The organism is Flagellimonas okinawensis (assembly GCF_029194005.1).
Taxonomy (GTDB): domain Bacteria; phylum Bacteroidota; class Bacteroidia; order Flavobacteriales; family Flavobacteriaceae; genus Flagellimonas; species Flagellimonas okinawensis.
This window is the reverse complement of sequence record NZ_JARFVA010000004.1, coordinates 127,604-150,366: the sequence shown is the minus strand read 5'-3', so window position 1 is coordinate 150,366 and position 22,763 is coordinate 127,604. Positions and strand designations below refer to the sequence as shown.

23 protein-coding genes are annotated in these 22,763 nt (G+C 43.0%); 7 read left to right on the top strand and 16 right to left on the bottom strand.

All coding sequences use genetic code 11. The features are described from left to right. From PY091_RS12710 to mraZ, 14 genes are all read right to left on the bottom strand, one after another. Window positions 1-453: a GatB/YqeY domain-containing protein gene (locus PY091_RS12710; protein WP_275650046.1), complete on the bottom strand. Its 453-nt coding sequence runs from the start codon at window positions 451-453 to the stop codon at window positions 1-3. Between the two features lie 100 nt (window positions 454-553). Next, a complete protein-coding gene (gene ftsZ, locus PY091_RS12705) occupies window positions 554-2,536 on the bottom strand; it encodes a cell division protein FtsZ (RefSeq protein ID WP_275650045.1) in 1,983 nt (660 codons plus the stop codon). Window positions 2,537-2,563: 27 nt separating this feature from the next. Continuing rightward, the gene (gene ftsA, locus PY091_RS12700; protein ID WP_275650044.1) at window positions 2,564-3,895 is read right to left on the bottom strand and encodes a cell division protein FtsA; all 1,332 of its coding nucleotides are present in this window, start codon (window positions 3,893-3,895) and stop codon (window positions 2,564-2,566) included. Window positions 3,896-3,898: 3 nt separating this feature from the next. Next, the gene (locus PY091_RS12695) at window positions 3,899-4,618 is read right to left on the bottom strand and encodes a cell division protein FtsQ/DivIB (RefSeq protein ID WP_275650043.1); all 720 of its coding nucleotides are present in this window, start codon (window positions 4,616-4,618) and stop codon (window positions 3,899-3,901) included. Next, window positions 4,608-5,957 carry a UDP-N-acetylmuramate--L-alanine ligase gene (murC, locus tag PY091_RS12690; RefSeq protein WP_275650042.1) on the bottom strand — a complete coding sequence of 450 codons (1,350 nt, stop codon included), beginning with the start codon at window positions 5,955-5,957 and terminating at the stop codon, window positions 4,608-4,610. The genes PY091_RS12695 and murC overlap by 11 nt, the downstream gene beginning before the upstream one ends. Then, complete coding sequence (gene murG, locus PY091_RS12685; protein WP_275650041.1) at window positions 5,954-7,042, bottom strand: undecaprenyldiphospho-muramoylpentapeptide beta-N-acetylglucosaminyltransferase; 1,089 nt, start codon at window positions 7,040-7,042, stop codon at window positions 5,954-5,956. Before murG ends, murC begins: the two co-directional genes overlap by 4 nt. Continuing rightward, complete coding sequence (locus PY091_RS12680; protein WP_275650040.1) at window positions 7,029-8,234, bottom strand: FtsW/RodA/SpoVE family cell cycle protein; 1,206 nt, start codon at window positions 8,232-8,234, stop codon at window positions 7,029-7,031. Before PY091_RS12680 ends, murG begins: the two co-directional genes overlap by 14 nt. A 3-nt stretch (window positions 8,235-8,237) precedes the next feature. After that, a complete protein-coding gene (gene murD, locus PY091_RS12675) occupies window positions 8,238-9,572 on the bottom strand; it encodes a UDP-N-acetylmuramoyl-L-alanine--D-glutamate ligase (RefSeq protein ID WP_275650039.1) in 1,335 nt (444 codons plus the stop codon). Between the two features lies 1 nt (window position 9,573). Then, window positions 9,574-10,794 (bottom strand): phospho-N-acetylmuramoyl-pentapeptide-transferase, encoded by a 1,221-nt coding sequence (gene mraY / locus PY091_RS12670; RefSeq protein ID WP_275650038.1) that lies wholly within the window; start codon window positions 10,792-10,794, stop codon window positions 9,574-9,576. Window positions 10,795-10,802: 8 nt separating this feature from the next. Continuing rightward, window positions 10,803-12,266, bottom strand: a complete 1,464-nt coding sequence (locus tag PY091_RS12665; RefSeq protein ID WP_275650037.1) for a UDP-N-acetylmuramoyl-L-alanyl-D-glutamate--2,6-diaminopimelate ligase — start codon at window positions 12,264-12,266, stop codon at window positions 10,803-10,805. Beyond that, complete coding sequence (locus PY091_RS12660; RefSeq protein WP_275650036.1) at window positions 12,263-14,272, bottom strand: penicillin-binding protein; 2,010 nt, start codon at window positions 14,270-14,272, stop codon at window positions 12,263-12,265. Before PY091_RS12660 ends, PY091_RS12665 begins: the two co-directional genes overlap by 4 nt. After that, entirely contained in the window at window positions 14,272-14,592 is a 321-nt protein-coding gene (locus tag PY091_RS12655) for an FtsL-like putative cell division protein (protein WP_275650035.1), read from the bottom strand. The genes PY091_RS12660 and PY091_RS12655 overlap by 1 nt, the downstream gene beginning before the upstream one ends. Before the next feature lie 41 nt (window positions 14,593-14,633). Then, complete coding sequence (gene rsmH, locus PY091_RS12650; RefSeq protein WP_275650034.1) at window positions 14,634-15,536, bottom strand: 16S rRNA (cytosine(1402)-N(4))-methyltransferase RsmH; 903 nt, start codon at window positions 15,534-15,536, stop codon at window positions 14,634-14,636. Then, window positions 15,529-15,984 carry a division/cell wall cluster transcriptional repressor MraZ gene (gene mraZ / locus PY091_RS12645; RefSeq protein ID WP_275650033.1) on the bottom strand — a complete coding sequence of 152 codons (456 nt, stop codon included), beginning with the start codon at window positions 15,982-15,984 and terminating at the stop codon, window positions 15,529-15,531. The genes rsmH and mraZ overlap by 8 nt, the downstream gene beginning before the upstream one ends. Window positions 15,985-16,248: 264 nt before the next feature. Between mraZ and PY091_RS12640 the strand changes: the two genes are divergently transcribed. The 5 genes from PY091_RS12640 (at window position 16,249) to PY091_RS12620 (ending at window position 19,755) form a co-directional block, all read left to right on the top strand. Continuing rightward, a complete protein-coding gene (locus tag PY091_RS12640) occupies window positions 16,249-17,013 on the top strand; it encodes an alpha/beta fold hydrolase (protein ID WP_275650032.1) in 765 nt (254 codons plus the stop codon). Between the two features lie 2 nt (window positions 17,014-17,015). Beyond that, on the top strand, window positions 17,016-17,630 hold the full coding sequence (gene yihA, locus PY091_RS12635) for a ribosome biogenesis GTP-binding protein YihA/YsxC (RefSeq protein WP_275650031.1): 615 nt from the start codon (window positions 17,016-17,018) through the stop codon (window positions 17,628-17,630). A gap of 108 nt (window positions 17,631-17,738) precedes the next feature. After that, entirely contained in the window at window positions 17,739-18,467 is a 729-nt protein-coding gene (locus PY091_RS12630) for a pirin family protein (protein WP_275650030.1), read from the top strand. Between the two features lie 100 nt (window positions 18,468-18,567). After that, window positions 18,568-19,230, top strand: coding sequence for an SH3 domain-containing protein (locus tag PY091_RS12625; protein ID WP_275650029.1), 663 nt, complete (start codon window positions 18,568-18,570; stop codon window positions 19,228-19,230). Between the two features lie 27 nt (window positions 19,231-19,257). Beyond that, window positions 19,258-19,755: a hypothetical protein gene (locus tag PY091_RS12620; RefSeq protein WP_275650028.1), complete on the top strand. Its 498-nt coding sequence runs from the start codon at window positions 19,258-19,260 to the stop codon at window positions 19,753-19,755. Between the two features lie 4 nt (window positions 19,756-19,759). Here the strand turns inward: PY091_RS12620 and gldC are convergent, their stop codons facing one another. Beyond that, the gene (gene gldC / locus PY091_RS12615) at window positions 19,760-20,095 is read right to left on the bottom strand and encodes a gliding motility protein GldC (RefSeq protein WP_275650027.1); all 336 of its coding nucleotides are present in this window, start codon (window positions 20,093-20,095) and stop codon (window positions 19,760-19,762) included. Then, a complete protein-coding gene (gene gldB / locus PY091_RS12610; protein WP_275650026.1) occupies window positions 20,096-21,085 on the bottom strand; it encodes a gliding motility lipoprotein GldB in 990 nt (329 codons plus the stop codon). It abuts the gene before it with no gap. A gap of 66 nt (window positions 21,086-21,151) precedes the next feature. On the opposite strand from gldB, the gene nadE reads away from it, so the two are divergent. Together nadE and PY091_RS12600 are read left to right on the top strand one after the other, a co-directional pair. Further along, on the top strand, window positions 21,152-21,940 hold the full coding sequence (gene nadE, locus PY091_RS12605) for an NAD(+) synthase (protein ID WP_275650025.1): 789 nt from the start codon (window positions 21,152-21,154) through the stop codon (window positions 21,938-21,940). 159 nt (window positions 21,941-22,099) lie between these two features. Further along, the gene (locus tag PY091_RS12600) at window positions 22,100-22,729 is read left to right on the top strand and encodes a response regulator (RefSeq protein ID WP_275650024.1); all 630 of its coding nucleotides are present in this window, start codon (window positions 22,100-22,102) and stop codon (window positions 22,727-22,729) included. Window positions 22,730-22,763 lie beyond the last annotated feature (34 nt).

The window sequence follows — 22,763 nt, the reverse complement described above, 5'->3', positions numbered from 1 at the left end:
TTATGAGCTTAATTTTGCTTTTACAATGGCGGAAATGGTCTTTCCATCAGCTTGACCTGCCAATTCTTTGGAAACGATTCCCATTACTTTACCCATGTCCTGCATACCCGAGGCCCCAATGGAGTCAATGGTCTGAACCACGACCTTCTCAATTTCCTCTTCGGTAAGCTGCTCAGGCAAGAATTTTTCGATAACGGCTACTTGTGCCAATTCCGGTTCTGCCAAATCCTCCCTGCCCTGCTCTTTATAGATAGCGGCAGAATCCTTTCGCTGCTTTACCAGTTTCTGAACCAACTTGACCTCATCTTCTTCGGACAATTCCGCTCCACCACCTTTATCGGTCTTGGCCAATAATATTGCCGACTTTACGGCTCGCAAAGATTCCAAGGCAACGGTGTCCTTTGCCTTCATTGCGGCCTTCATTTCTGTCATCACCTTTTCTTGCAAACCCATTAGAATATATTTAGGCCGCGAAGATAAAAAATAAACCCGAAAGTTTTTGCACTTCCGGGTTTATGCTTTCCATTAAAAATGGATGTTAATTTAAACACTACTAATCAACATTATCGTGCAAAAAAGAGTTATTGGAACGCAACTGTAAATCATCGTTGCTATCCTCCCCCAAGGTTGTCCTGGATACTTTTTGTTCCTTTGGAACATCGTTCAGGTCCACACCTTGGCGTTTGTATGCTGGCTCTTTTTCAATATCATCTATACTGCTTCTGTTGTTTTGGAACTTATAATTGAAGTTCTTAAGCTTTCTCCTGCGTTCATCGGCACGGTTTTTCAAAATATCGCTAATGGAACTGTTCATAGGATCCAAGCTACTTTGAGGTTCTTCTTGTTGATTGGAACCTTCTTTTTCTTCAACCCTTACCGTTTTCTTTTCAAAAACAAGTTCGTTCTCGACCATTTTAGGCTCATGGGTCTCAGCTTTTGATTTAGCCCCCGTTAACCGCTCTTCCAATTCCATGTATTCTTGAAGGTCATATCGGGTCTCACCTTCTTTTTTATACTCCAAGACCGGCTTCACCTCAACATAATCGTTCACTTCCACATCCCCAAGGCCATCATCGTCCAAGTTAAAGGTTACGGTATGTTCCTTTTCGTCATCCTCCTCTACATCATTGTTCAAAGGCATATCGAAACTTAAGGTAAATTGGTCTTCATTGCTTTTTGCAGATACCTCTTCCGCATCAATTACATCAATGTTGTTGATTACGTTCTTCGCTTCGATAATAACGAAGTCATCTTCTACTGGCTCAGCGACCACTTCTTCATAGAACACATTGAAGTTTCTGATATAACTTGTTGTTGGAATCAAATCAGGATCCTTAGCTTCAACTTTGGGTGCTACTTCCTCAACCTCTTCCATTTCCAAAGTATGCTTCACCACGGTCGGCTCTGGCTCTGGTTCGGGAACCGGAGTATTTTCAACTTGGATTTCCTGAACCGTAGTAGATTCAGGCGTTAGGTCCTGCTCTGCGGTCTGTTCATCCTCAAGGGTATAAAAAACCTTTTTGGACTCGGTATTTACAATATTATCCTGTTGGTCTACATTGAAACCTGTGGCTATTACCGTTACGGCTATGGCCTCGCCCAAGCTTTCATCTTCTCCCACACCCATGATAATGTTGGCTCCGTGACCTGCTTCAATCTGGATATGATCATTGATCTCCCCGATTTCATCAATCGTGATTTCTTGAGTTCCTGATACAATGAGCAACAATACGTTTTTGGCCCCATTGATTTTATTATCGTTCAACAATGGGGAATCCAAAGCCTTCATAATAGCTTCGGTGGCCCTTGAGGAACCTGATGCTGCCGCCGACCCCATAATGGCGGTACCACTGTTGGAAAGTACGGTTTTGGCATCCCTAAGGTCAATGTTCTGTGTGTAGTGATGGGTTATTACCTCTGCGATACCCCTTGCCGCAGTGGCCAATACTTCATCTGCTTTGGAGAAACCGGCCTTAAACCCAAGATTACCGTATACCTCCCTTAGCTTGTTGTTGTTGATCACGATCAAGGAATCCACATTGGCACGTAGCTTCTCTATCCCGATTTGGGCTTGTTTGTTACGCATGGCACCCTCGAACTGGAACGGCATGGTAACGATACCTACCGTAAGAACATCCATCTCTTTGGCAAGCTTAGCCAAAACGGGAGCTGCCCCTGTTCCGGTTCCACCGCCCATTCCCGCAGTAATGAAAGCCATTTTCGTATTATTGTCCAACATGGCCTTTAGATCCTCCATGCTTTCCAATGCGGCTTGCTCACCAATATCTGGGTTGGCACCTGCACCCAATCCTTCGGTCAGGGATACGCCCAACTGTATTTTATTTGGTACGGCACTATTTTGCAAGGCCTGTGCATCGGTGTTACAGATTACAAAATCGACTCCGTTGATACCGGCCTGGAACATGTGATTGATAGCGTTGCTACCGCCACCTCCAACTCCGATAACCTTAATTACGTTGCTCTTGTTCTTGGGCAAATCAAAAGCGATGTTGTCAAATTCAGTGTTCTTACTCATGACAGTTGTGTTTCTCTTATGGGGTTATTATTCTGCATTGTCCAAAAAGTCCTTCAACTTTTCCGACCATTTATCAAAAATGGATTTTCTCTCCGTATGCGTCGCCGTTGCATTAGCTTTGGCGCCCATATCGTTTTCCTGACCGACCAATAATTCTTCTTCGTGCACCTCTTCTTGGTGAACTTCTTGGTTCTTATTGTTGGCCCTAAGGGAATTCATCAATAATCCAACGGCCGTGGCATACAATGGACTTGCGATTTCCTCGTCGGAATCACCGGCCAAATGTTCGTTTGGATATCCAATCCTGGTGTCCATTCCGGTAATGTACTCTACCAATTGTTTCAAATGCTTCAATTGGCTTCCACCTCCGGTAAGCACTATTCCAGCGATCAATTTTTTCTTTTGTTCCTCGTGTCCGTAGTTTTTGATTTCCACATACACCTGTTCCACGATTTCCACTACTCGCGCGTGAATAATCTTGGAAAGGTTCTTTAATGTGATTTCCTTTGGTTCACGACCTCTAAGCCCCGGAATGGAAACAATTTCGTTATCCTTGTTCTCCCCTGGCCAAGCGGAACCAAATTTTATCTTCAAGAGTTCGGCTTGCTTTTCAATGATCGAGCAGCCCTCTTTGATATCTTCTGTGATTACATTACCACCAAATGGGATAACAGAGGTATGACGGATAATACCGTCCTTAAAGATGGCCAAATCAGTAGTTCCACCACCTATATCGATCAAAGCAACACCAGCTTCCTTTTCTTCCTGGCTCAAAACTGCATCAGCAGATGCCAATGGCTCCAACGTAATGTTCCCAAGGTCCAGACCAGCGCTCTTTATGCACCTTCCAATATTTTTAATGGAAGAAACCTGCCCTACCACTACATGAAAGTTGGCCTCCAGACGACCACCGTACATACCTACAGGTTCCTTTATTTCCGATTGACCGTCCACTTTGTACTCTTGTGGCAACACATGGATGATCTCCTCTCCGGGGAGCATCACCAATTTGTACACTTGGTTGCACAATTTGTCCAAATCCTCATTGTCTATTACCTCTTCGGAATTGGGCCTTGTGATGTAGTCGCTATGGTGCAAGCTACGAATATGCTGACCTGCAATACCCACGACAACAGAACCTATCTTAAGGCCAGAATTTAATTCTGCCTGTTCCACCGCTTGTTGTATGGACGAAATGGTCTGTGTGATATTGTTGACCACTCCACGGTGAACACCCAAACTCTTTGATCGTCCGGTGCCCAAAATTTCAATTTTCCCATACTCATTTTCCCTACCTATGATCGCTACGATCTTGGTAGTTCCAATATCCAATCCAACTGAATAATTACCTTGTTCCATAATTTAAATTTTGGTGCAAACCACTTGATTGTTGAATTCCAAACTAACTGTTGCATAATCCTCCAAGGAATTGTCCTTGGCCGCCTTCGCATAAAAGGCCATAAAATTTTTGAACTTTAAGTTCAAATTATCCACTCCGCCCAGGTTTACCACAAAGTTTTCCATGCGGAACTTGAGCTGATATTTTCCTTCTTCCTCGATATGTATCCCAATAATGTTTTTTCTCAAAAAATCATCATTGTTGATATAGTCCAATATTACATAGGCATCCTCAAGGGTCTTCCCGGTAATTTTTCCAGTAATTATCGGAACCCTTGCCGAATGATATCTAGACAATGGCATACGTTTGCCCTGATCATCCAAATAAAATTTGGAGACACCCTCTATTCTTCCAATTGGCTTTCGCTGAACAATCTTGGATACAAGTTCCCCGTTTACAGTAAGATAGACCTGGGCATTTTTGACCATATCATTGGATAGTATAACCTCCTCTATGGTATTCAAAACTAACTGTTCTTTGGGCCTGTTCTCTAGGGGTCCGTAATTTTGTATTAACAATTTATTAACCGCATCCTCAGTTAAATACAAATTGTTTTCACCAACGAATTTTACAGTGACTTTTTCCACCATTTTTCTTTGGTTTCTTTGATCGGCAAATCCATAGAGCGCAACTATGGATACCGACAAAAATGCCAGTTTAATGTATTCCCAATTAATGCGCATTGCTCAGTTCTTTTTTGATTTTTGGTACTTCCAGTCCAATATCACCTGCTCCTAGGGCGACCAACACCCCGGTTTTGCAGTTCTTTACTTCCTCCAATAATGCTGATTTTGAAATCAGTCTTTTATTGGGATTTTCAATTTTATCCAAGAGCCACTGCGAGTTCACACCTTCAATGGGCTCTTCCCTGGCAGGGTAAATATCCAATAGGATGATTTCATCAAAATCCGAAAGACTTGAGGCAAAATCATCGATAAAATCCTTTGTACGTGAAAAAAGATGGGGCTGAAAAATCACTGTCACTTTTTGTCCCGCATGCATTTCCCTAATGGCCTGATGTACCGCACTGATTTCCGTGGGGTGATGGGCATAGTCGTCGATAAAGACAAAATTCTCTTCTTTTATCTGATAGGAGAACCTACGCTGCACCCCTTTAAAAGTACCGAGAGCTTCGGCAAGGCGGTGTGGTGGGCAACCCGTTTGCACCGCCATCGCAAAAGCAGCTAATCCATTGAGTAAATTATGCCTTCCCGGCTTGTTGAACTTTACGTTCTTGATGACCTCGGAAGGCGTTACCAGATCAAATATGTAGGCTCCATGTTCAATTTCAATATTTTCTATGCAGTAATCGGCACCATTCTCAATACCAAAGGTGATTCCCTCCAAGGGCAGGCCCTTGTTAACGAACAACTTTCCCCCGGGCTTTATTTTATCCACGAAATCCCTGAACGAATGCTGAAGTTCCTCTTTTGTCCCATAAATATCCAAGTGATCGGCATCCATTGAGGTTACACAGGCTATGGTGGGACTCAATCGTAAAAAAGAACGATCGAATTCATCCGCTTCCACTACGGAATACTCTGTTCCATCAAGCACAAAATTACTATCGAAGTCTTCCGAAATACCACCTAAAAATGCAGTCATTGGCAAACCACATTCTTTGAGCAAATGTGCCAAAATGCAAGTAGTGGTGGTTTTGCCATGTGTCCCGGCAACCGCCAAACAAAATGAATCTTTGGTGATGATACCCAAAACTTCGGAGCGCTTTTTCAAGTCAAATCCTTGTCTCTTGAAATACTGAAGTTCCGAATGTTTAGAAGGTACGGCCGGTGTGTAAACCACTAGGGTTTGTGGATGCTTGAACGTATCGGAAATCAAATCGACATTATCTTCAAAATGAACTGAGATTCCTTTCTCTGTCAATCCATCCGTAATGGGTGTAGGTGTACGGTCATAACCCGCCACTTCTTTACCCACAAATTTGAAATAGCGAGCCAAAGCGGACATCCCTATGCCACCTATACCGATAAAATAAACGCTATGTATATCCTTCAAATTCACTTCAACAACTTTTCAATTTCGTCCACAATATGTTCGGTAGCCTTTGGCATTGCCATTTTTTTGATGTTTTTCCCAAGGTTTTCCTGCATCTCCTCTGATTCAATCAACTCAGAAAAGCGTTGTTCAAATTCCGAATCCAATTCATTTTCACGAAGCATAATAGCGGCATCCTTGGCCACCAGAGCTTTTGCATTCTGGGTTTGATGGTCTTCGGCCACATTGGGCGATGGAACAAAAATCACCGGTTTGCCCACCAAGCATAGCTCGGAAACGGAACCGGCACCAGCCCTTGAAATGACAACATCGGCTGCTGCGTAGGCAAAATCCATCCGGTTAACAAAGGCCAAGACCTTTACCGAACTGGAATCATATTTTTTATATTCCTCGTTGTACAACTTGCCACATTGCCAAAGCACTTGCCATCCTTTTTCTTCAAAAAAACCAAGTTCCTTTTCAATCAATTGATTGATTCGTCTTGCTCCCAGGCTACCGCCCAGAACCAAGACCGTCCTTTTATCGCCATCAAGTCCAAAAAAGGCGGCGGCCTCTTTTTTACCTTCCTTTAATTCCACTAAATCCGTTCGGATGGGGTTTCCCGTCTTCACGATTTTCTCCTTCGGAAAAAATCGATCCATACCATCATAGGCCACACATATTTTTTCCGCCTTGCCCGCCAATAGTTTATTGGTGATTCCAGCAAAGGAATTCTGTTCTTGCAGCAAACAGGGCACACCTGAGCTTTCGGCCATTTTCAACAAAGGTCCGCTAGCAAACCCCCCGGTACCAATGGCCACATGGGGTTTAAATTGCTTCACTATTTTTCGTGCTGCCAACAAACTACTTATCAGTTTAAATGGAAACATGAGATTCTTCAATGTCAGTTTCCGTTGTATTCCACTTATCCACAAGCCTTTTATCTCGTATCCGGCCTGCGGTACTTTTTCCATTTCCATTTTATCCTTTGCACCTACGAACAAAAATTTAGCTTTAGGATATCTTCTCTTCAGCTCGTTCGCAATGGCCACGGCAGGATAAATATGTCCTCCAGTCCCTCCTCCAGAAAGTATAAACCTATAATTGCCCACTCAATACTTCTAAAGGGTTCGTATCATCTATTCCTTGGGATTGCTCCTCCAAATTTTCCTTTTTATTACTGGCACTCAACACGATTCCAATGGCCATACAGGTCATCCAAATAGATGTCCCCCCCATACTGATCAACGGCAAGGGCTGTCCCGTTACGGGAAACAACTGCACCACCACGGCCATATTGATAAAGGCCTGGAATACAATAGGCAGTCCTACGCCGATCACCAATAATTTTGAGAATACCGTTTTGGCCGAATGCGCCACGACCACAATGCGAAACAGCAATAAGAGGTAGAAAAAGAGCAAAGCCCCTCCACCCAATAATCCATATTCTTCTATAATGATGGCAAAAATGAAATCCGAGGTACTCTGGGACAACATGTTCTTCATCACACTTTTTCCGGCACCCTTGCCCACAACACCACCTTCGGCCACGGCAATCTGTGCCAAGGTCAATTGGTGCAGATCATCTTTGTCCGCCTGTTCCGGGTGGATAAAGGTCTCTATCCTTGATTTCCATGTCCCTGCACGTTGTGGCAATACTTCTGGCGCCTTGAACAGTACGAACAAGAACATTCCGGCCAAAACAATACCGGTTCCCACCATTGCAAATAGATATTTTAATGGATATCCACCTAGAAAACAAAGTACCAACGCCATAAAGCTGATGATGGCTGCGGTTGAAAAATTTTCGGGCAAAATCAACAATACCACCAAAGCAACAGGGAGCCACAACGGCAAAATACTTTCTTTAAAAGTGATTTTGGTTTCCTTGATTTTGGTTAGATACCTAGCAATCCAAATCATTAAAACCACAGCAGCCAATGTTGATGTCTGAAAATTGACTCCGACCAAGGGAATCTTTATCCAACGATTGGCCGTGACCCCTCCAATCCGCGTTTCCACGGTCAAAGTATAGATCAACAATAGTATGACTATGGGCATGGCTATAATGGAGAGCCCTTTGAAATAATGCGTCGGTATCCTATGTACAGCATATATAATGCCGAAGCCCAGAAACAACAGCACAGCATGCTTTACCAAATGGCCCAAAGTGGTCCCATCACCATTGACGTATACCAAATTGGTACTGGCGCTGTACACCGGCAAAAATGAGAAAAGTGCCAATAGGGCCACTACGCCCCAAATAGCTTTATCACCTTTCAGATTTTTGAATATTGCGAACACCTTTTACAAATTTTTTACAGCGTTTTTAAATTGGTCTCCCCTATCCTCATAATTTTTAAAGAGGTCAAAACTGGCACATGCCGGAGAAAGCAAGACTGCATCACCTCTTTCCGCAACCTTGTAGGCCACTTTTACCGCCTCTTCCATCGAATAGGTTTCCACCATAAGGTCAATGACGTTGCCAAAGGCATCTATTAACTTTGAATTGTCGACGCCCAAGCAAACAATGGCTTTTACCTTTTCGCGCACCAACGGCATCAGTTCAGAGTAATCGTTCCCTTTGTCAACACCTCCAACGATCCAAACAATGGGCCGTTTAATGCCGTCCAAGGCATAAAAGGTCGCATTCACATTGGTTGCCTTGGAATCGTTGATGTATTCCACATGGTTTATTTTCAGTACGTTTTCCAATCTGTGGGGAACTCCCTGAAAAGACTGTATACTCTGGCGAATGGTCTCTTTTCTGACCTTAACCAGCATGGCCGCCATACTTGCCGCCATTGAATTCTTTACGTTGTGCTGACCTTCCAAGGCCAAAATATCTTCACTCATTTCCAAGGTTTTATTTTCTAATTTTATTTTAATCGTTCTGTCTTCCAGCCAAGCTCCCTCAGCCAGTTTTGTTTTTACCGAAAAGGGCAACAATTTGGATCGAACTGGGTGTTTGTCTAGCCAATCACCTATTACTTCATCATCTGCGTCATAAATCAGGTAGTCATTTTCATCCTGATTAATGGCAATCCTGAATTTGGAGGCGATATAATTTTCGAATTTGTAATCATATCTGTCCAAATGATCAGGTGTGATATTGGTGATCACGGCAATGTGCGGCTTAAACCCCTCAATACCGTCCAATTGAAAACTGCTTATTTCCAACACGTAATGATCGAAGTTTTGCTCAGCTACCATTTTGGCATAGCTATCTCCAATGTTCCCGGCCATTCCCACATTCAACCCACCATTCTTTAAAAGGTGGTTGGTCATCATAGTGGTCGTGGTCTTGCCGTTGCTCCCTGTTATCCCGATCAAAGTAGCATCCGTATATTTTGATGCGAACTCTATCTCAGAAATCACTGGAATCCCTTTCTCAATGATTGCTTTCACCAAAGGAACCTTATCTGGAATACCTGGACTCTTCATCACCATATCGGCATTTAGAATCTTTGACTCGGTATGCTCACCGGACTCCCATTCAATCTCAAAATGTTCAAGAACCTCTTTGTATTTTTCCTTTATTTCACCTTTGTCCGAAACAAAGACTTCAAATCCTTTTTGCTTTCCCAAAATGGCGGTTCCAACGCCACTTTCTCCTCCTCCAAGTATCACCAAACGACCCATTCTATCTTATTTTAAGCGTAACAATACTGATGATGGCCAGCATGATTCCGATAATCCAAAAACGGGTCACTATTTTGCTCTCGTGATATAATTTTTTTTGATAATGATGGTGTAATGGGGCCATCAAGAAAATTCGTTTCCCTTCCCCGTATTTTTTCTTTGTATGCTTAAAATAGCCTACCTGCAACATTACCGACAGGGACTCGGCAAAGAAGATTCCGCAAAGGATAGGAATCAAAAGCTCCTTTCTTACGATTATGGCGATTACTGCAATAACCCCACCAATGGTTAAACTGCCTGTATCCCCCATAAAAACTTGAGCTGGAAATGTATTGTACCATAAAAAGCCAACCAACGCCCCAACAAAGGCAGCGATAAAGACCACTAGTTCGCCCACTCGAGGCAAGTAAAAAATATCTAGGTAATCCGAGAACTCGATATTTCCGGACACCCACGCAAAAATCCCCAAGGTGAGAACAATTATTGCGGACGAACCTGCTGCCAGACCATCTATCCCATCGGTAAGATTGGCACCATTGGAAACTGCGGTCACGATCAAGATCACGACCGGTATAAATATAAGCCACGCATAATCCTCGGCACCTTCCCCCATCCAGGAGATAAAATCTGCATAATCGAGTTCGTTGTTCTTAAAGAATGGCACGTTGGTACGCACTGCTTTGGTCTCCTCGCCAAACACCCTTTCCACTTTAAAATTTTCTGTAATGGTGGATGAATCCTTCTCCTTAATGGTCACCGCCGGATGGAAATAAAGGGTCAATCCCACGATCAGTCCCAATCCTACTTGACCCATCACCTTGAACCTCCCCTTAAGTCCTTGCTTGTCCTTTTTGAAAGTCTTGATGTAGTCATCGATAAACCCGATGATACCCATCCAGATGGTGGTCACGATCAACAGGATGACATAAATATTTTTGATGTCCGCAAAAAGGATAACAGGCAACAAGGTGGACACAATAATGATCAACCCTCCCATAGTTGGGGTTCCCGCCTTTTGTTTTTGTCCCTCAAGACCAAGATCGCGGATGCTCTCCCCAATCTGTTTCTTCTGCAGGAACAATATGATTCGTTTTCCATAGACCATGGCAATCAATAGGGACAACAACACGGACAAGGCCGCCCTGAAGGTAAGGAACTGAAAAAGTCCCGCGCCAGGCAGTTGGTATTGCTTCTCTAAAAATTCGAACAAGTAGTATAACATGGACTACATTATTTTTTAAGGCTCTCCAGAGCTTCTTTAACTTCTTTAAAATCATCAAAATCGACCCTAACACCATTGGTCTCCTGATAGGTCTCGTGACCTTTTCCCGCCACAAGGATAATATCTTGTGCCATTGCAAGCTTGCAAGCTGTTTTTATGGCCTGTTTTCTATTCTCTATGGACAATACTTTACGAACATTCTGGGCTTCTACGCCCGCCTCCATTTCTTCAATAATGGCTGTTGGTGATTCCGTTCTGGGGTTATCCGATGTAAATATGGCCTGATCGCTCATTTCGGAAGCGATATGACCCATAACCGGACGCTTTGACTTATCACGGTCACCACCACACCCCACTACGGTGATGACGTTTTCATTTCCAGTCCTCAATGCATTGATGGTTACCAACACATTTTTGAGTGCATCCGGCGTATGGGCATAATCAACAATAGCCGTTATCTTGTCTTTTGATATATAATATTGAAACCTGCCATCCACATTTTCCAGCTCGCTCATCAGCCTTAAAATCTCCATCTTCTCCAAGCCCAAAATAGCTGCCGTGGCATAAATGGCCAGGAGGTTATAGGCATTGAAGTCTCCAATGAGCCTGGACCACAATTCATTGTCGTCAACCTTCAGCAATTGACCATTGAATTGTTTCTCCAGAATCTGTGCCCGGTAATCGGCAAAGGATTTTAACGCATAGGTATATTTTTTGGCTTTGGTGTTCTGAAGCATCACCAAACCGTTCTTGTCATCGATGTTCACCAGGGCGAATGCGTTTTTTGAAAGACCATCGAACAATTTTTTCTTGGTATCCCTGTACGCTGCAAACGTTTTATGGTAATCGAGATGATCATGCGACAAATTGGTAAATATGGCCCCTTCAAAATGAAGTCCTTCCGTTCTCTTTTGATGGATTCCATGAGAACTAACTTCCATAAAACAGAATTCAACGCCGGCTTCGTTCATTTTGGATAAATATCCATTTATGGCAATGGCATCCGGTGTTGTATGCGTGGTCTTATACTCTTGATCATTCACCAAAACCTTTATGGTGGATATCAAACCCACTTTGTAACCCGCTTTCTTAAAAAGGTTGTACAGCAAAGTGGTTACAGTGGTCTTACCATTGGTACCTGTGACACCGATCAGTTTCAAATTTTTGGATGGAACCCCATAAAAATTCGATGCTATCACCGCCAAGGCACTGTTACAATCGTCTACTTGAAGATAGGTTACACCATTGACCATAAGCTCTGGAAGCTCTTCGCAAACAATGGCCCTTGCTCCGGAATCAACGGCCTTTTGAATGTATTGATGTCCATCGGTAAGGGTTCCCCGAATGGCAACGAAAACATCATCCATCTCGATTTTTCTGGAATCAAAATGGACATGGTTCACCATTACATTGGTATCCCCGCTTACCGCGGAAAGGCTCACACCATATAATATGTCCTTCAATAACTTCATGAAAGCTCCAATACTATTTTTTTCACCTGTTTGATATTGGTCCCTTGATTGACCGATTGATTCTTTACTTTTCCATTACCGTGCACTTCCACCTCAATCCCCAGATTTTCCAAAAGGGAAACAGCGTCCATTCCGCTCATACCCTTCAAATTGGGCACCGTGCTATAACTTTTTTGAACCTGGGCAAAGTATTGTTGGTATTGCGCATCTAATTCTTCATTCTCCAAGACCTTATCCTCGACCTCGTCAACCATTGGTGAAATAGCATGTATTTTTTGCGCCATGGATTTGAATACTGGTCCGGAAACATCCGCTCCGTAATACCCTTCGTCCTTATCTGGCTCGTGAATCACTACTATACAGGAGTATTTAGGATTATCCGCAGGAAAGTATCCCGCAAAAGAGGAGATATATGCCAATTTATCCGGGTTCTTTTCAACGTAGTTCTTTTGTGTGGTCCCGGTTTTCCCAGCCATGGAAAAATTCTTGGAATACATTCGGTGCCCGGTACCATAATCCTTTTCCACAACATCCTTTAACAATTGTTGCGCCTTTCTCACGGTTTCCTTGGAACAGATGGAGGGGTTCAAAACCTCTCTATCAAAACGTTTCAACACCTTGTTTCCTTCACGCACCTCTTGGATCAAACGAGGTTTTACATACTCACCATCATTGGCTATGGCATTATAAAAGGCCAAAGTTTGAATCGGAGTCAAGGAAACTTCATAACCATGGGACATCCAACCCAAGGAAATTCCCGACCAACCTTTATCTCCCGGATAACGAATCACAGGGTCACCCTCCCCGATGATGGGCAACCCCAATTTTTTATGGAGACCCATGTTCATAAGGCGATTGACAAACTTCTCTGGCTGCTCCTTATAGTTTTCGTTGATAATCTTGGCAAAGGCCGTATTGGACGATACTGCAAATGCCTTGGAGAGGGAAATCTCACCATACCCACCCCATTTGGAATCCTTAACAACACCGTCATATATGCGGTACCTCCCCTTTTCTGTATCAATGACCGTACTGGTGTCTACAACTTTATCCTCCAAAGCGGCCACCATGGACATCAATTTGAAAGTGGAACCGGGCTCATGGGATTCCCCGACAGCATAATTCAATTTTTCGTAATATTTTCCATCGGAAGTCCTTCCCAAATTGGAAATGGCCTTGATTTCACCTGTTTCGGTTTCCATCACCACTACACAACCATGGTCTGCTTTATATTTTTCGAGTTGCCTCAACAATTCATGATGGGCTATATCCTGAATATTGACATCAATGGTGGAAACAACGTCCAATCCATCTTGGGGCTCGACAATATTGTCCAGACCAACGGGCTTCCACTGTCCCTTGGCTATCTTTTGTTTTAACCGCTTTCCTTCCTTGCCCCGCAGATAAGATTCACCGAATGCGCCATCCAGACCTACACGGGTATAATAACCGTTCTCATCCACCCGCTCATAACCTATGCTCCTTGCTGCCATCTTACCCAAAGGATATTCACGGACTACCCGGTGGGTTTCAATGAAACCACCTTTGTACGGACCAAGATTGAACAATGGGAACTGCTTGATACGAACGTAATCCAAATACCCTACGTTACGTGCCACCAATTTGTAGCGATTTCCATTGGCGCGTGCCTTACGGAACAATTGTCGATAATAAGATGAAGGTCGATCGAACATTTTGCCCAAAGAATCGGACAATGCCGCAACATTGTTCTCAAAATTTTCCTGCGAAACGGTTTGGGCATCAAACCTGACCTCGTATTTTGGCACAGATGCCGCCAATAAACTACCATCTTCTGAATATAGATTCCCGCGATTGGGCTCAATAGTGAACATTTTCTCGGTTTTGCTCAGGGCAAGTTCCTTATACTTTTCTCCCTGCACCATTTGTATATCCACCAACTTTACCACCACGGCAATGGCCAACACAAGAAGACCTCCCGCTACGAGGTAAAGTCTATTCATGATATTTTTTTCGGTAATGGCCACTATTGTTCCGCTGATTTAACTTTTATTTTTTTTGGTGGGTTTTGGGAGGGCGCCAAGCCTTTTTCGGCCACCACTTCCCTTAAGGTCGATTCGAGCTTTAATTGTTGAACACTGGAACGAGCCTCAAAAAACTCGCTTTTAAGTTTTCGCACCTCTTCGTTAAGCTCGGCGATTTCCAATACTTTTTTATCGGCATTGTGACTACTGGAAATCATTAAGGCCGCCAAGAAAGAGGCAAACAACAAAAACATCCAGTTCTTGGGAGCATCTCCGCTCACCAAAAACTTTCCTTTTAGTATGTCCAGTAATCCTTTTCTCATTTTGTGTTCATTTGCTGGTATTCCACTTAAGCGGAAACCTTTTATAAGCGCTCCGCAATGCGGAGTTTTGCACTTCTTGCCCTAGTGTTGTCGGCTATTTCTTCTGCTGATGGAACAATCAAGCCACCTACCTTTTTAAGGGGCACATTAATGTTTCCGTAGAAATCCTTTTCAGGCTCGCCGTCGAATTTACCCGCACGGATAAAACGTTTTGCCAGACGGTCTTCCAAGGAATGGTAACTGATCAAGCTCAATCTCCCTCCCTCATTTAATACCTCTGGGACTTGCTCCAAAAATTCCTTGAGCACTTCGATCTCTTGGTTCACCTCGATCCTGATCGCCTGATAGATTTGCGCCAAAATCTTGTTCTCCTTCATCTTGGGCAAAAACTTGCGCAATACACCTTTGAGATCATCTGTGGTTTTTATGGGCTCTTCCGCCCTTGCCGCAACAATGGTCTTTGCCATGGCGTTTGCGTTTCGCAATTCGCCATATTGAAAAAGAACCGACGCTAAATCTTCTTGGGAATAGGTGTTTACCACCTGATAGGCCGACAATTCGTTTTTTTTGTCCATCCGCATATCCAGATCCGCATTGAAACGAATGGAGAAACCGCGATCGGCTTCATCGAACTGATGGGAGGAAACCCCAAAATCCGCCAAGATTCCATCAACTTTCCGAATGCCATAGAACTTTAAAAACTGTTTGAGGTAGCGAAAATTCTGATTGATCAATTGAAACCTGTCATCCTCCAATGCATTTTGAAGGGCATCTTCGTCCTGATCAAAAGCGAACAATTTTCCGCCATCGCCCAATCTTTTCAAAATTTCTTTGGAATGCCCTCCGCCACCAAAGGTGACATCCACATACACTCCATCTTCTTTTATATTCAACCCGTCCACTGACTCCTTCAGTAATACCGGGTTGTGATATGCACTACTCATCGTCGTCAAAAATCTCCTCGGCCAGATCGGCATAATCCTTCTCACTTTCCGCCAAGACTTTCTCGTACATATCCTTGTTCCAAATCTCGATTTTATCAAAAACCGCATTCAGAACCACTTCCTTTTCGATCCCTGCGAACTCCACCAAGTTTTTTGGGATCTGCAATCTTCCCGAATCACCGTCAATGCCCACCTCCTTCATTCCTGCAACAAAATTCCTCACAAAAGCATCGTACTTTCGATTGATTTTGCTTTTCTTCATCACTTTCTGCATGAGTACATCGAACTCTGCTTTGGGATACAATTCCAGACATTGCTGAAAAACGGACCGCTTGATTATAAACCCATCCTTGATTACGGGCAACAACTGGTTCTTCAAAGAAATGGGCAATAACACCCTTCCTTTGGAGTCCGCTTTGCAATCATGTTGTCCTATGATATGGGTCACTAGAAATCAATTGGTTACTTAATACAACTCAAATATATAGATTTTATTTCCACATTTCTCCACTTAATACCACTTTTGTTAATAAATTCTCCACTTTTGGATAAAAAACCATTATTCGGAATGTGATTTAGCGTGTTGGACAATCTCCTTATTATGGTATAGTTTTAACTCAAATGAAAAAACTTGTGCCCGATATGATAAAAGCTAAATTCTTTGTGATATGAAATCCCTATATTTGCGCCTCTTACTACCAACTAACTATTGATGGAAGAGCATTTAATCGAAGATGGCAAATACCGGTATATAGAAAAAGGGGAAGGAACCCCTATGATCATATTGCACGGTTTAATGGGAGGCCTTAGTAATTTCCAGGGTGTTTCCGAATATTTCCCATCCAAGGGCTACAAGGTTTTAATTCCCGAGCTGCCCATTTATGATATGCCCATCTTAAAAACCACCGTAAAGAACTTTGCCAACTTTTTGGAAGGTTTCATCGAGCACAAGGGCTTAAAGGATGTTATCTTACTTGGAAACTCACTTGGAGGACATATAGGTCTTTTGCATACCAAAATGTTCCCGGAAATGGTCAAAGCACTAGTAATTACAGGGAGCTCTGGACTTTATGAAAGTGCCATGGGCGATGGTTACCCTAAGCGAGGCGATTATGAGTTCATAAAAAAGAAGGCCGAGGATGTTTTTTACGACCCCAAGGTGGCAACCAAGGAAATAGTGGACGAAGTTTTTGCCACGGTGAACGACCGAATGAAGTTGGTAAAAACCTTGGCCATAGCCAAGAGTGCCATAAGACACAATATGTCCAAGGACTTGCCTCATATGAACACGCCTACATGTATTATATGGGGTGAAAACGATACCGTGACACCGCCAAACGTGGCCAAGGAATTCCATGAACTGTTGCCGGACTCCGATCTTTACTGGATAGAAAAATGTGGACACGCACCAATGATGGAGCATCCCAACGATTTTAACCACATCCTCGAGGCCTGGTTGAAAAAGCGTAACTTCTAGACATGAAAATTACTTCGGCAGAATTTGTGATGAGCAACTCCAACGTTGCCAAATGCCCCAATGAACCCTTACCGGAATATGCCTTTATCGGCAGGTCCAATGTGGGCAAATCATCCTTGATCAATATGCTAGTGGACCGCAAGGGACTGGCCAAAACCTCTGGGAGACCTGGAAAAACACAGCTCATCAACCATTTTAAGATCAACAATAATTGGTTCTTGGTCGATTTGCCAGGGTACGGCTATGCAAGGGTCTCCAAAAAGGACAAAAAAACATTTCAGAAATACATCACGGAGTATTTTCAAAAAAGAAAACAATTGGTCTGTGGTTTTGTTTTGGTGGATATCCGTCACGAACCCCAACCGGTGGACTTGGAGTTTATGGAATGGCTCGGCACCAATCAGATTCCTTTTGCCATTATTTTCACAAAATCGGACAAGTTAAAGCCCAAGGCCATAGAGCGACAGGCAAATGCCTATCTGCAAAAATTACTGGAGGGCGCATGGGAAGAAACGCCCCCACATTTCACCACTTCGTCCACCAGCCGGATGGGAAGGGAGGAACTTTTAGGGTTCATTGATGGCATTAATCAAGAATTTTTCCAGAACAAGAACTGATCGTATTATATATCCCCAGCATCAATCAACAGGTAAGATTCCATAAGTTTTAACGACTATTGGAACACCTTAATAGCTTAGACAAGTATTAATTAAAGATTGATTAAAATGAAATCCGTATTGCACAAAGCAGCAACCCGCGGCCATGCGAACCATGGCTGGTTAAATTCACACCATACTTTCAGTTTTGCCGGTTATCATAACCCTGAACGCATGCATTTTGGAGTTTTGCGAGTATTGAACGACGACCAAGTTGCACCAGGGAGGGGATTTGGCACCCATCCCCATGACAACATGGAGATTATATCCATTCCCTTGGAAGGGGACTTGGAACACAAGGACAGTATGGGCAATACCGCCACTATCAAGGAAGGTGATGTTCAAGTGATGAGCGCAGGTACTGGGATCCAACATAGTGAATACAACAAAAACACGGATCAGGAGGTCAAGTTTTTACAGATTTGGGTATTCCCCAACAAAAGAAATGTAACCCCTAGATATGACCAGATTTCGATTCGGGACATCGAAAAACAAAATGCCTTTTACCATGTACTTTCCCCTAATCCCGATGACGAAGGTGTTTGGGTCCATCAAGATGCCTGGTTCCATTTGGGAAAATTTGAAGCTGGGTCCACAGACTCCTATCAAGTAAAAAAGAAAGGAAATGGAGTCTACGCCTTTATCCTTGAGGGAGAGGTTGAAATCGATGGGCAAAAATTGGAAAAAAGAGACGGTTTTGGCGTTTGGGAAACCGATTCCTTTACCTTAAAATCGGTATCCGAAAGCAGGGTGTTGCTCATGGAGGTTCCCATGAGCCTCGAGCATATTGGTCAATAACCCCATGAATCCCTAATTAAAAAAGCCCTGAAAACAGGGCTTTTTTAATTTTATTTGTTGGGTTTATGTAATTTTAGAAAGCTCTAATTACCGATCATCAATGAAGAACCTTTTATTTACACTTATCTGTTTTTCAACAGTGAACCTATCTGCCCAAGGGGAATTCCTTCCTCCCAAAATGGAAATATCGGATTATTCCCTTTCCAAATTCTTGACCGAGCTCACCTTGGCGGTCGGCAAACAGGACAAACAATTCATAGTTGATCACTTGGACCCGCATATATTGAACAACTTTGGGGGTGATGGTGGCATTGATGAATTTAAAATGCAATGGAACTTAGAAGGAGACTCCACCAATCTATGGGAAATCTTGGAAAACATTCTATTGATCGGTGGCCCCGGCCATATTTCTTCAACCTATGAAAACAGTTACACCCTCCCGTTTACTTTTTCCGACTGGCCAGAGGAATATGATGCCTTTGAACATTATTATGTTTTGGGGAACAATGTGAATGTAAGGGATAAACCCACCACCGAAAACTCAGAGGTAATCGGTCAGCTGAGCTATCAGATCGTGAAGATTTCCGATATCGAAGAAAATAGAATTTCAGAAGAAACAAAATGGCTCCACATAACTACAGTGGACAACAGCTTGTCCGGATTCGTATATGGCAAATATTTGGTCTCCCCGATTGGTTATCGAATGGGTCTTATTAAAAGGAACAATGGATGGATGATCAATATGTTGGTCGCCGGGGATTAAGTACATAAACTTCACCAAAACCGAACGATGCAAAACAACAGCAACAAACTCACTCCTGGAGGATTTCTAAAGACCATATCCTTTTTACATATAGGCATCTCGGCAACTCCAGTTGTCCTTGGAGCACTCTTTTATTTTAGGGCTTCCAAAATGGAACTGACATTGACCGATACAGACGACATGTTCTTGGCCATTGTACCCATGGTCGCTTTGGCCGGTATATTTTTGGGCGACTTCATATTTAAAAAAATGACGGGCTCTCTACCCAAGGACATGGATTTACGGACCAAGCTCAACAGATTCCAATCCGCATCCATTTTAAAGTACGCCCTTTTGGAGGGAGCAGCGCTCTTTTGCATCGTAATCTTTGCCAATACTGCTAACCTCACCTATTTGATCATAGCTGTATCACTCATTTTCTACCTATTCTTTCAGAAGCCCACCAAACAAAAAATTGAAAATGTTCTGGACCTAAGAGGGGAAGAAAAATCAAAATTCAACCGCACAAACGAGCCGTTGGAATAGCGGTTTACTTTTTCAGCTCCAACTTTTCCGCAAAGTAATCGCAGAAATCCTTCATGGTGGCCGTCATTTTTTCGTCCTGGGTGGCCTTAAAAAATGTATCCGCCATGGTCACCAAAGTCTGATGAAAAAAGACTTTCATCTCGTCCACTGGCATATCCTTGGTCCAAAGGTCAATTTTGAGCGATTCTTGGTTTTTGCTGTCCCAGACAGAGAGCAGCATGGCCTTCGCATCCTCTTCATTAATACCGCCATCTTGTGCCGACCATGTTAGTTCTTCGGGCACTCTGTTCTCATCCAATCCAACCTTTAAGGTTATCTCCGAAGTATGTTCTACTGCCATTTATCTTTTTGGTTTGTAATTTGATTGTTTTAAAATTTCATCAGCGGGCAAACGCAACATTTGCTTCAAATCCATGTCGGTTTTCTCCATAAAGGCCCTGACTATCTGCCATCCCATGTATCTGCCCAGTCGTGGGGGTGATTCATTGTCCAGCTCCAATCCGAATTTAGAAAAGGGTGCCGGATCCAAAAACTTTCTATCCAGACCCGTATCGGTACTATATAAGAGTTCCCGTTCCACAAAATACTTCCACATCTGTTCCTCATTGGCCCTTGCCCATTCAAGTTGATCTTCGGAATATCCGATTTTCTGTGCATCCGTTACTGACGGAATCAACACATCCTTTAGGTAAAGTTCCTTTCCATAATACACCATTCTAGAAAGAAGGGTCCTATTTCTGGGATAGGGCAATACTTTTTTGGCAAAGGCACTTGCCACATCCGAAGTAAGAAACTTTCTATCCAAAGATGCCGCCACATATCGTTGCATACCTTCGTAAAAATGATGGTCCGCACCTAAATAATTATCCAAGCCGATAAGTAACAACGAATCGGTAAGTATGATTCTATTTTCGTACCTCACATCCGATGTTAGGGTCACCACATGAGGGGTTCCAGTTTCCGGAAAATAAAATTCAATATGTTTAAAGAGGGCTTCCAAGTCATTGGACTCCTCTTCAAAATCACCAAATGTCCTTTCTACCTCATCCGATAATTCCATTTGGATGGTATCGGTAAGCTTAGCGATCCAAACACTATCCGGAAACTGTTCGGGAAACAAGTAGGGATATTCGGATTTTAAGCCAGGGATATCTTTTGAAGTTGTCTTGGCAAACTCCCGGTCGAACCTGGATATTTTCAAATCGATGGCAACTTTGTCGATTTCCTCTTCTGTCCTATCGGTTTCACCACAGGAAGAGACCAGTAAAATTATCCCGATTACAAAGATTCTTTTTACCGGCATCACAAAGTATTTCAACAACCGCTTCATTTTTAAGGGCACAGGGTTTAAATTTACAGGGCACAAAGGTAATTTATAGAATCTAAATAGTAAGATATGCAAACAGAAAAGGTTATCGCCCATATTGTAGAATGGTTAAAGGAGTACGCCGAAAATGCAAAATGCAAAGGTTTTGTCATAGGGGTTTCCGGTGGAATTGATTCTGCTGTGACCTCCACACTCTGCGCCAAAACGGGATTGGACCTTTTGTGCCTAGAAATGCCCATTCACCAAGGTGAAAACCAAGTAACTCGTGCAGATAGGCATATTGATTGGCTTATGGACAACTTCCCCAACGTTTCCAGACAACCCGTGGACCTTACACCGGTCTTTGATAGTTTGGTAGATGCTTTCCCAAAGGTGGACAATGAGGAAGAACGTTTTATGTCCCTTGCCAACACCAGGGCCAGGCTTAGGATGACCACATTATATTACTTTGCAGCACTGAAAGGATATTTAGTGGCAGGAACCGGAAACAAGGTAGAGGATTTCGGTATTGGCTTTTACACCAAATATGGGGATGGCGGTGTGGACCTGAGTCCAATTGCCGACTTGGTGAAAACCGAGGTCTACGAACTTGGCCGTGTGCTGGGAGTTAACCAAGATATTATGGACGCCGCACCCACCGATGGACTTTGGGGCGACAGCAGAACAGATGAAGATCAAATTGGCGCGTCCTATCCAGAGCTGGAATGGGCTATGGAAATGGACGATCAAGGTAAAACCGCGGATGACTTTTCTGGCAGGGAAAAAGAAATATTCACCATATATAAAAGGTATAATACTGCCAACAAACATAAGATGGTTCCCATACCTATTTGTGAGATTCCAACCGAGCTGAAGTAGCTGTTTGTCTGGAAAAACCCAAACTAAGACGAAAAAAACCCCAGAAAAACTATGGTTTTAAGAAAAAAGTTACAGTTTTACATGATTAAATTGTTATCTTGCTCGCTATATACTTTAGGTATTTAGCAGCTAACCATTCACTAAATAAACCGTTTCATAATGATTAAAGTATTGATTGCTGACAACCATCCTATTGTTAGGCTTGGTATAAGACAGGTACTTGAAACGAGCTCGGACATTGAAGTCATCGCAGATGTATCAACCACGGAAGAGCTTTTTAAAACTTTAAAAACAGTAACTCCAGACGTCGTCATCCTTGAGATGGATATTCCTGAAATTAACGGAATTGCCACCCTAAGAAAAATGAAATTGGAATTTCCAGACATCAAAACCTTGATGTACAGCGGACAATCCGAAGACGTTTATGCCTTGAGCACCATACGGGCCGGTGCATTTGGATACCTATCCAAAACTGCCGACCTCGATTACATAGTTACCGCAGTCAAAAAAGTAAGCGAAGGCAATATGTTCATTACCAATGAGCTTGCTCAACGCCTTGCTTTTGATGAAGGCACACAAAAACCAAGAAGATTCTTTAGAAAGCTTTCTTCCAGAGAGGTCGAAGTACTGAAACTTTTGGCCAGTGGAAAAAGGAACAAAGAAGTTGCAGAAGGTTTGAATCTGAACGAAAAAACCGTAAGTACATACAAGGCCCGTTTAATGAAAAAATTGAACGTGGACAATTTGGTGGACTTGTTGCAACAGGCCAAGGCCTTAGAACTTTATTAAGAAACTACCCAACCAAACTAACTATTGTAAAAAC

What these genes read in the sequence shown, in the direction of transcription:
- PY091_RS12665 (WP_275650037.1), bottom strand. Translation starts at nt 12,266, where the DNA reads ATGAAGTTATTGAAGGACATATTATATGGTGTGAGCCTTTCCGCGGTA.
- PY091_RS12695 (WP_275650043.1), bottom strand. Translation starts at nt 4,618, where the DNA reads ATGCGCATTAATTGGGAATACATTAAACTGGCATTTTTGTCGGTATCC.
- rsmH (WP_275650034.1), bottom strand. Translation starts at nt 15,536, where the DNA reads ATGAGTAGTGCATATCACAACCCGGTATTACTGAAGGAGTCAGTGGAC.
- PY091_RS12600 (WP_275650024.1), top strand. Translation starts at nt 22,100, where the DNA reads ATGATTAAAGTATTGATTGCTGACAACCATCCTATTGTTAGGCTTGGT.
- PY091_RS12625 (WP_275650029.1), top strand. Translation starts at nt 18,568, where the DNA reads ATGAAGAACCTTTTATTTACACTTATCTGTTTTTCAACAGTGAACCTA.
- PY091_RS12710 (WP_275650046.1), bottom strand. Translation starts at nt 453, where the DNA reads ATGGGTTTGCAAGAAAAGGTGATGACAGAAATGAAGGCCGCAATGAAG.
- nadE (WP_275650025.1), top strand. Translation starts at nt 21,152, where the DNA reads ATGCAAACAGAAAAGGTTATCGCCCATATTGTAGAATGGTTAAAGGAG.
- PY091_RS12620 (WP_275650028.1), top strand. Translation starts at nt 19,258, where the DNA reads ATGCAAAACAACAGCAACAAACTCACTCCTGGAGGATTTCTAAAGACC.
- mraY (WP_275650038.1), bottom strand. Translation starts at nt 10,794, where the DNA reads ATGTTATACTACTTGTTCGAATTTTTAGAGAAGCAATACCAACTGCCT.
- gldB (WP_275650026.1), bottom strand. Translation starts at nt 21,085, where the DNA reads ATGAAGCGGTTGTTGAAATACTTTGTGATGCCGGTAAAAAGAATCTTT.
- gldC (WP_275650027.1), bottom strand. Translation starts at nt 20,095, where the DNA reads ATGGCAGTAGAACATACTTCGGAGATAACCTTAAAGGTTGGATTGGAT.
- ftsA (WP_275650044.1), bottom strand. Translation starts at nt 3,895, where the DNA reads ATGGAACAAGGTAATTATTCAGTTGGATTGGATATTGGAACTACCAAG.
- ftsZ (WP_275650045.1), bottom strand. Translation starts at nt 2,536, where the DNA reads ATGAGTAAGAACACTGAATTTGACAACATCGCTTTTGATTTGCCCAAG.
- PY091_RS12630 (WP_275650030.1), top strand. Translation starts at nt 17,739, where the DNA reads ATGAAATCCGTATTGCACAAAGCAGCAACCCGCGGCCATGCGAACCAT.
- murD (WP_275650039.1), bottom strand. Translation starts at nt 9,572, where the DNA reads ATGGGTCGTTTGGTGATACTTGGAGGAGGAGAAAGTGGCGTTGGAACC.
- PY091_RS12640 (WP_275650032.1), top strand. Translation starts at nt 16,249, where the DNA reads ATGGAAGAGCATTTAATCGAAGATGGCAAATACCGGTATATAGAAAAA.
- PY091_RS12655 (WP_275650035.1), bottom strand. Translation starts at nt 14,592, where the DNA reads ATGAGAAAAGGATTACTGGACATACTAAAAGGAAAGTTTTTGGTGAGC.
- yihA (WP_275650031.1), top strand. Translation starts at nt 17,016, where the DNA reads ATGAAAATTACTTCGGCAGAATTTGTGATGAGCAACTCCAACGTTGCC.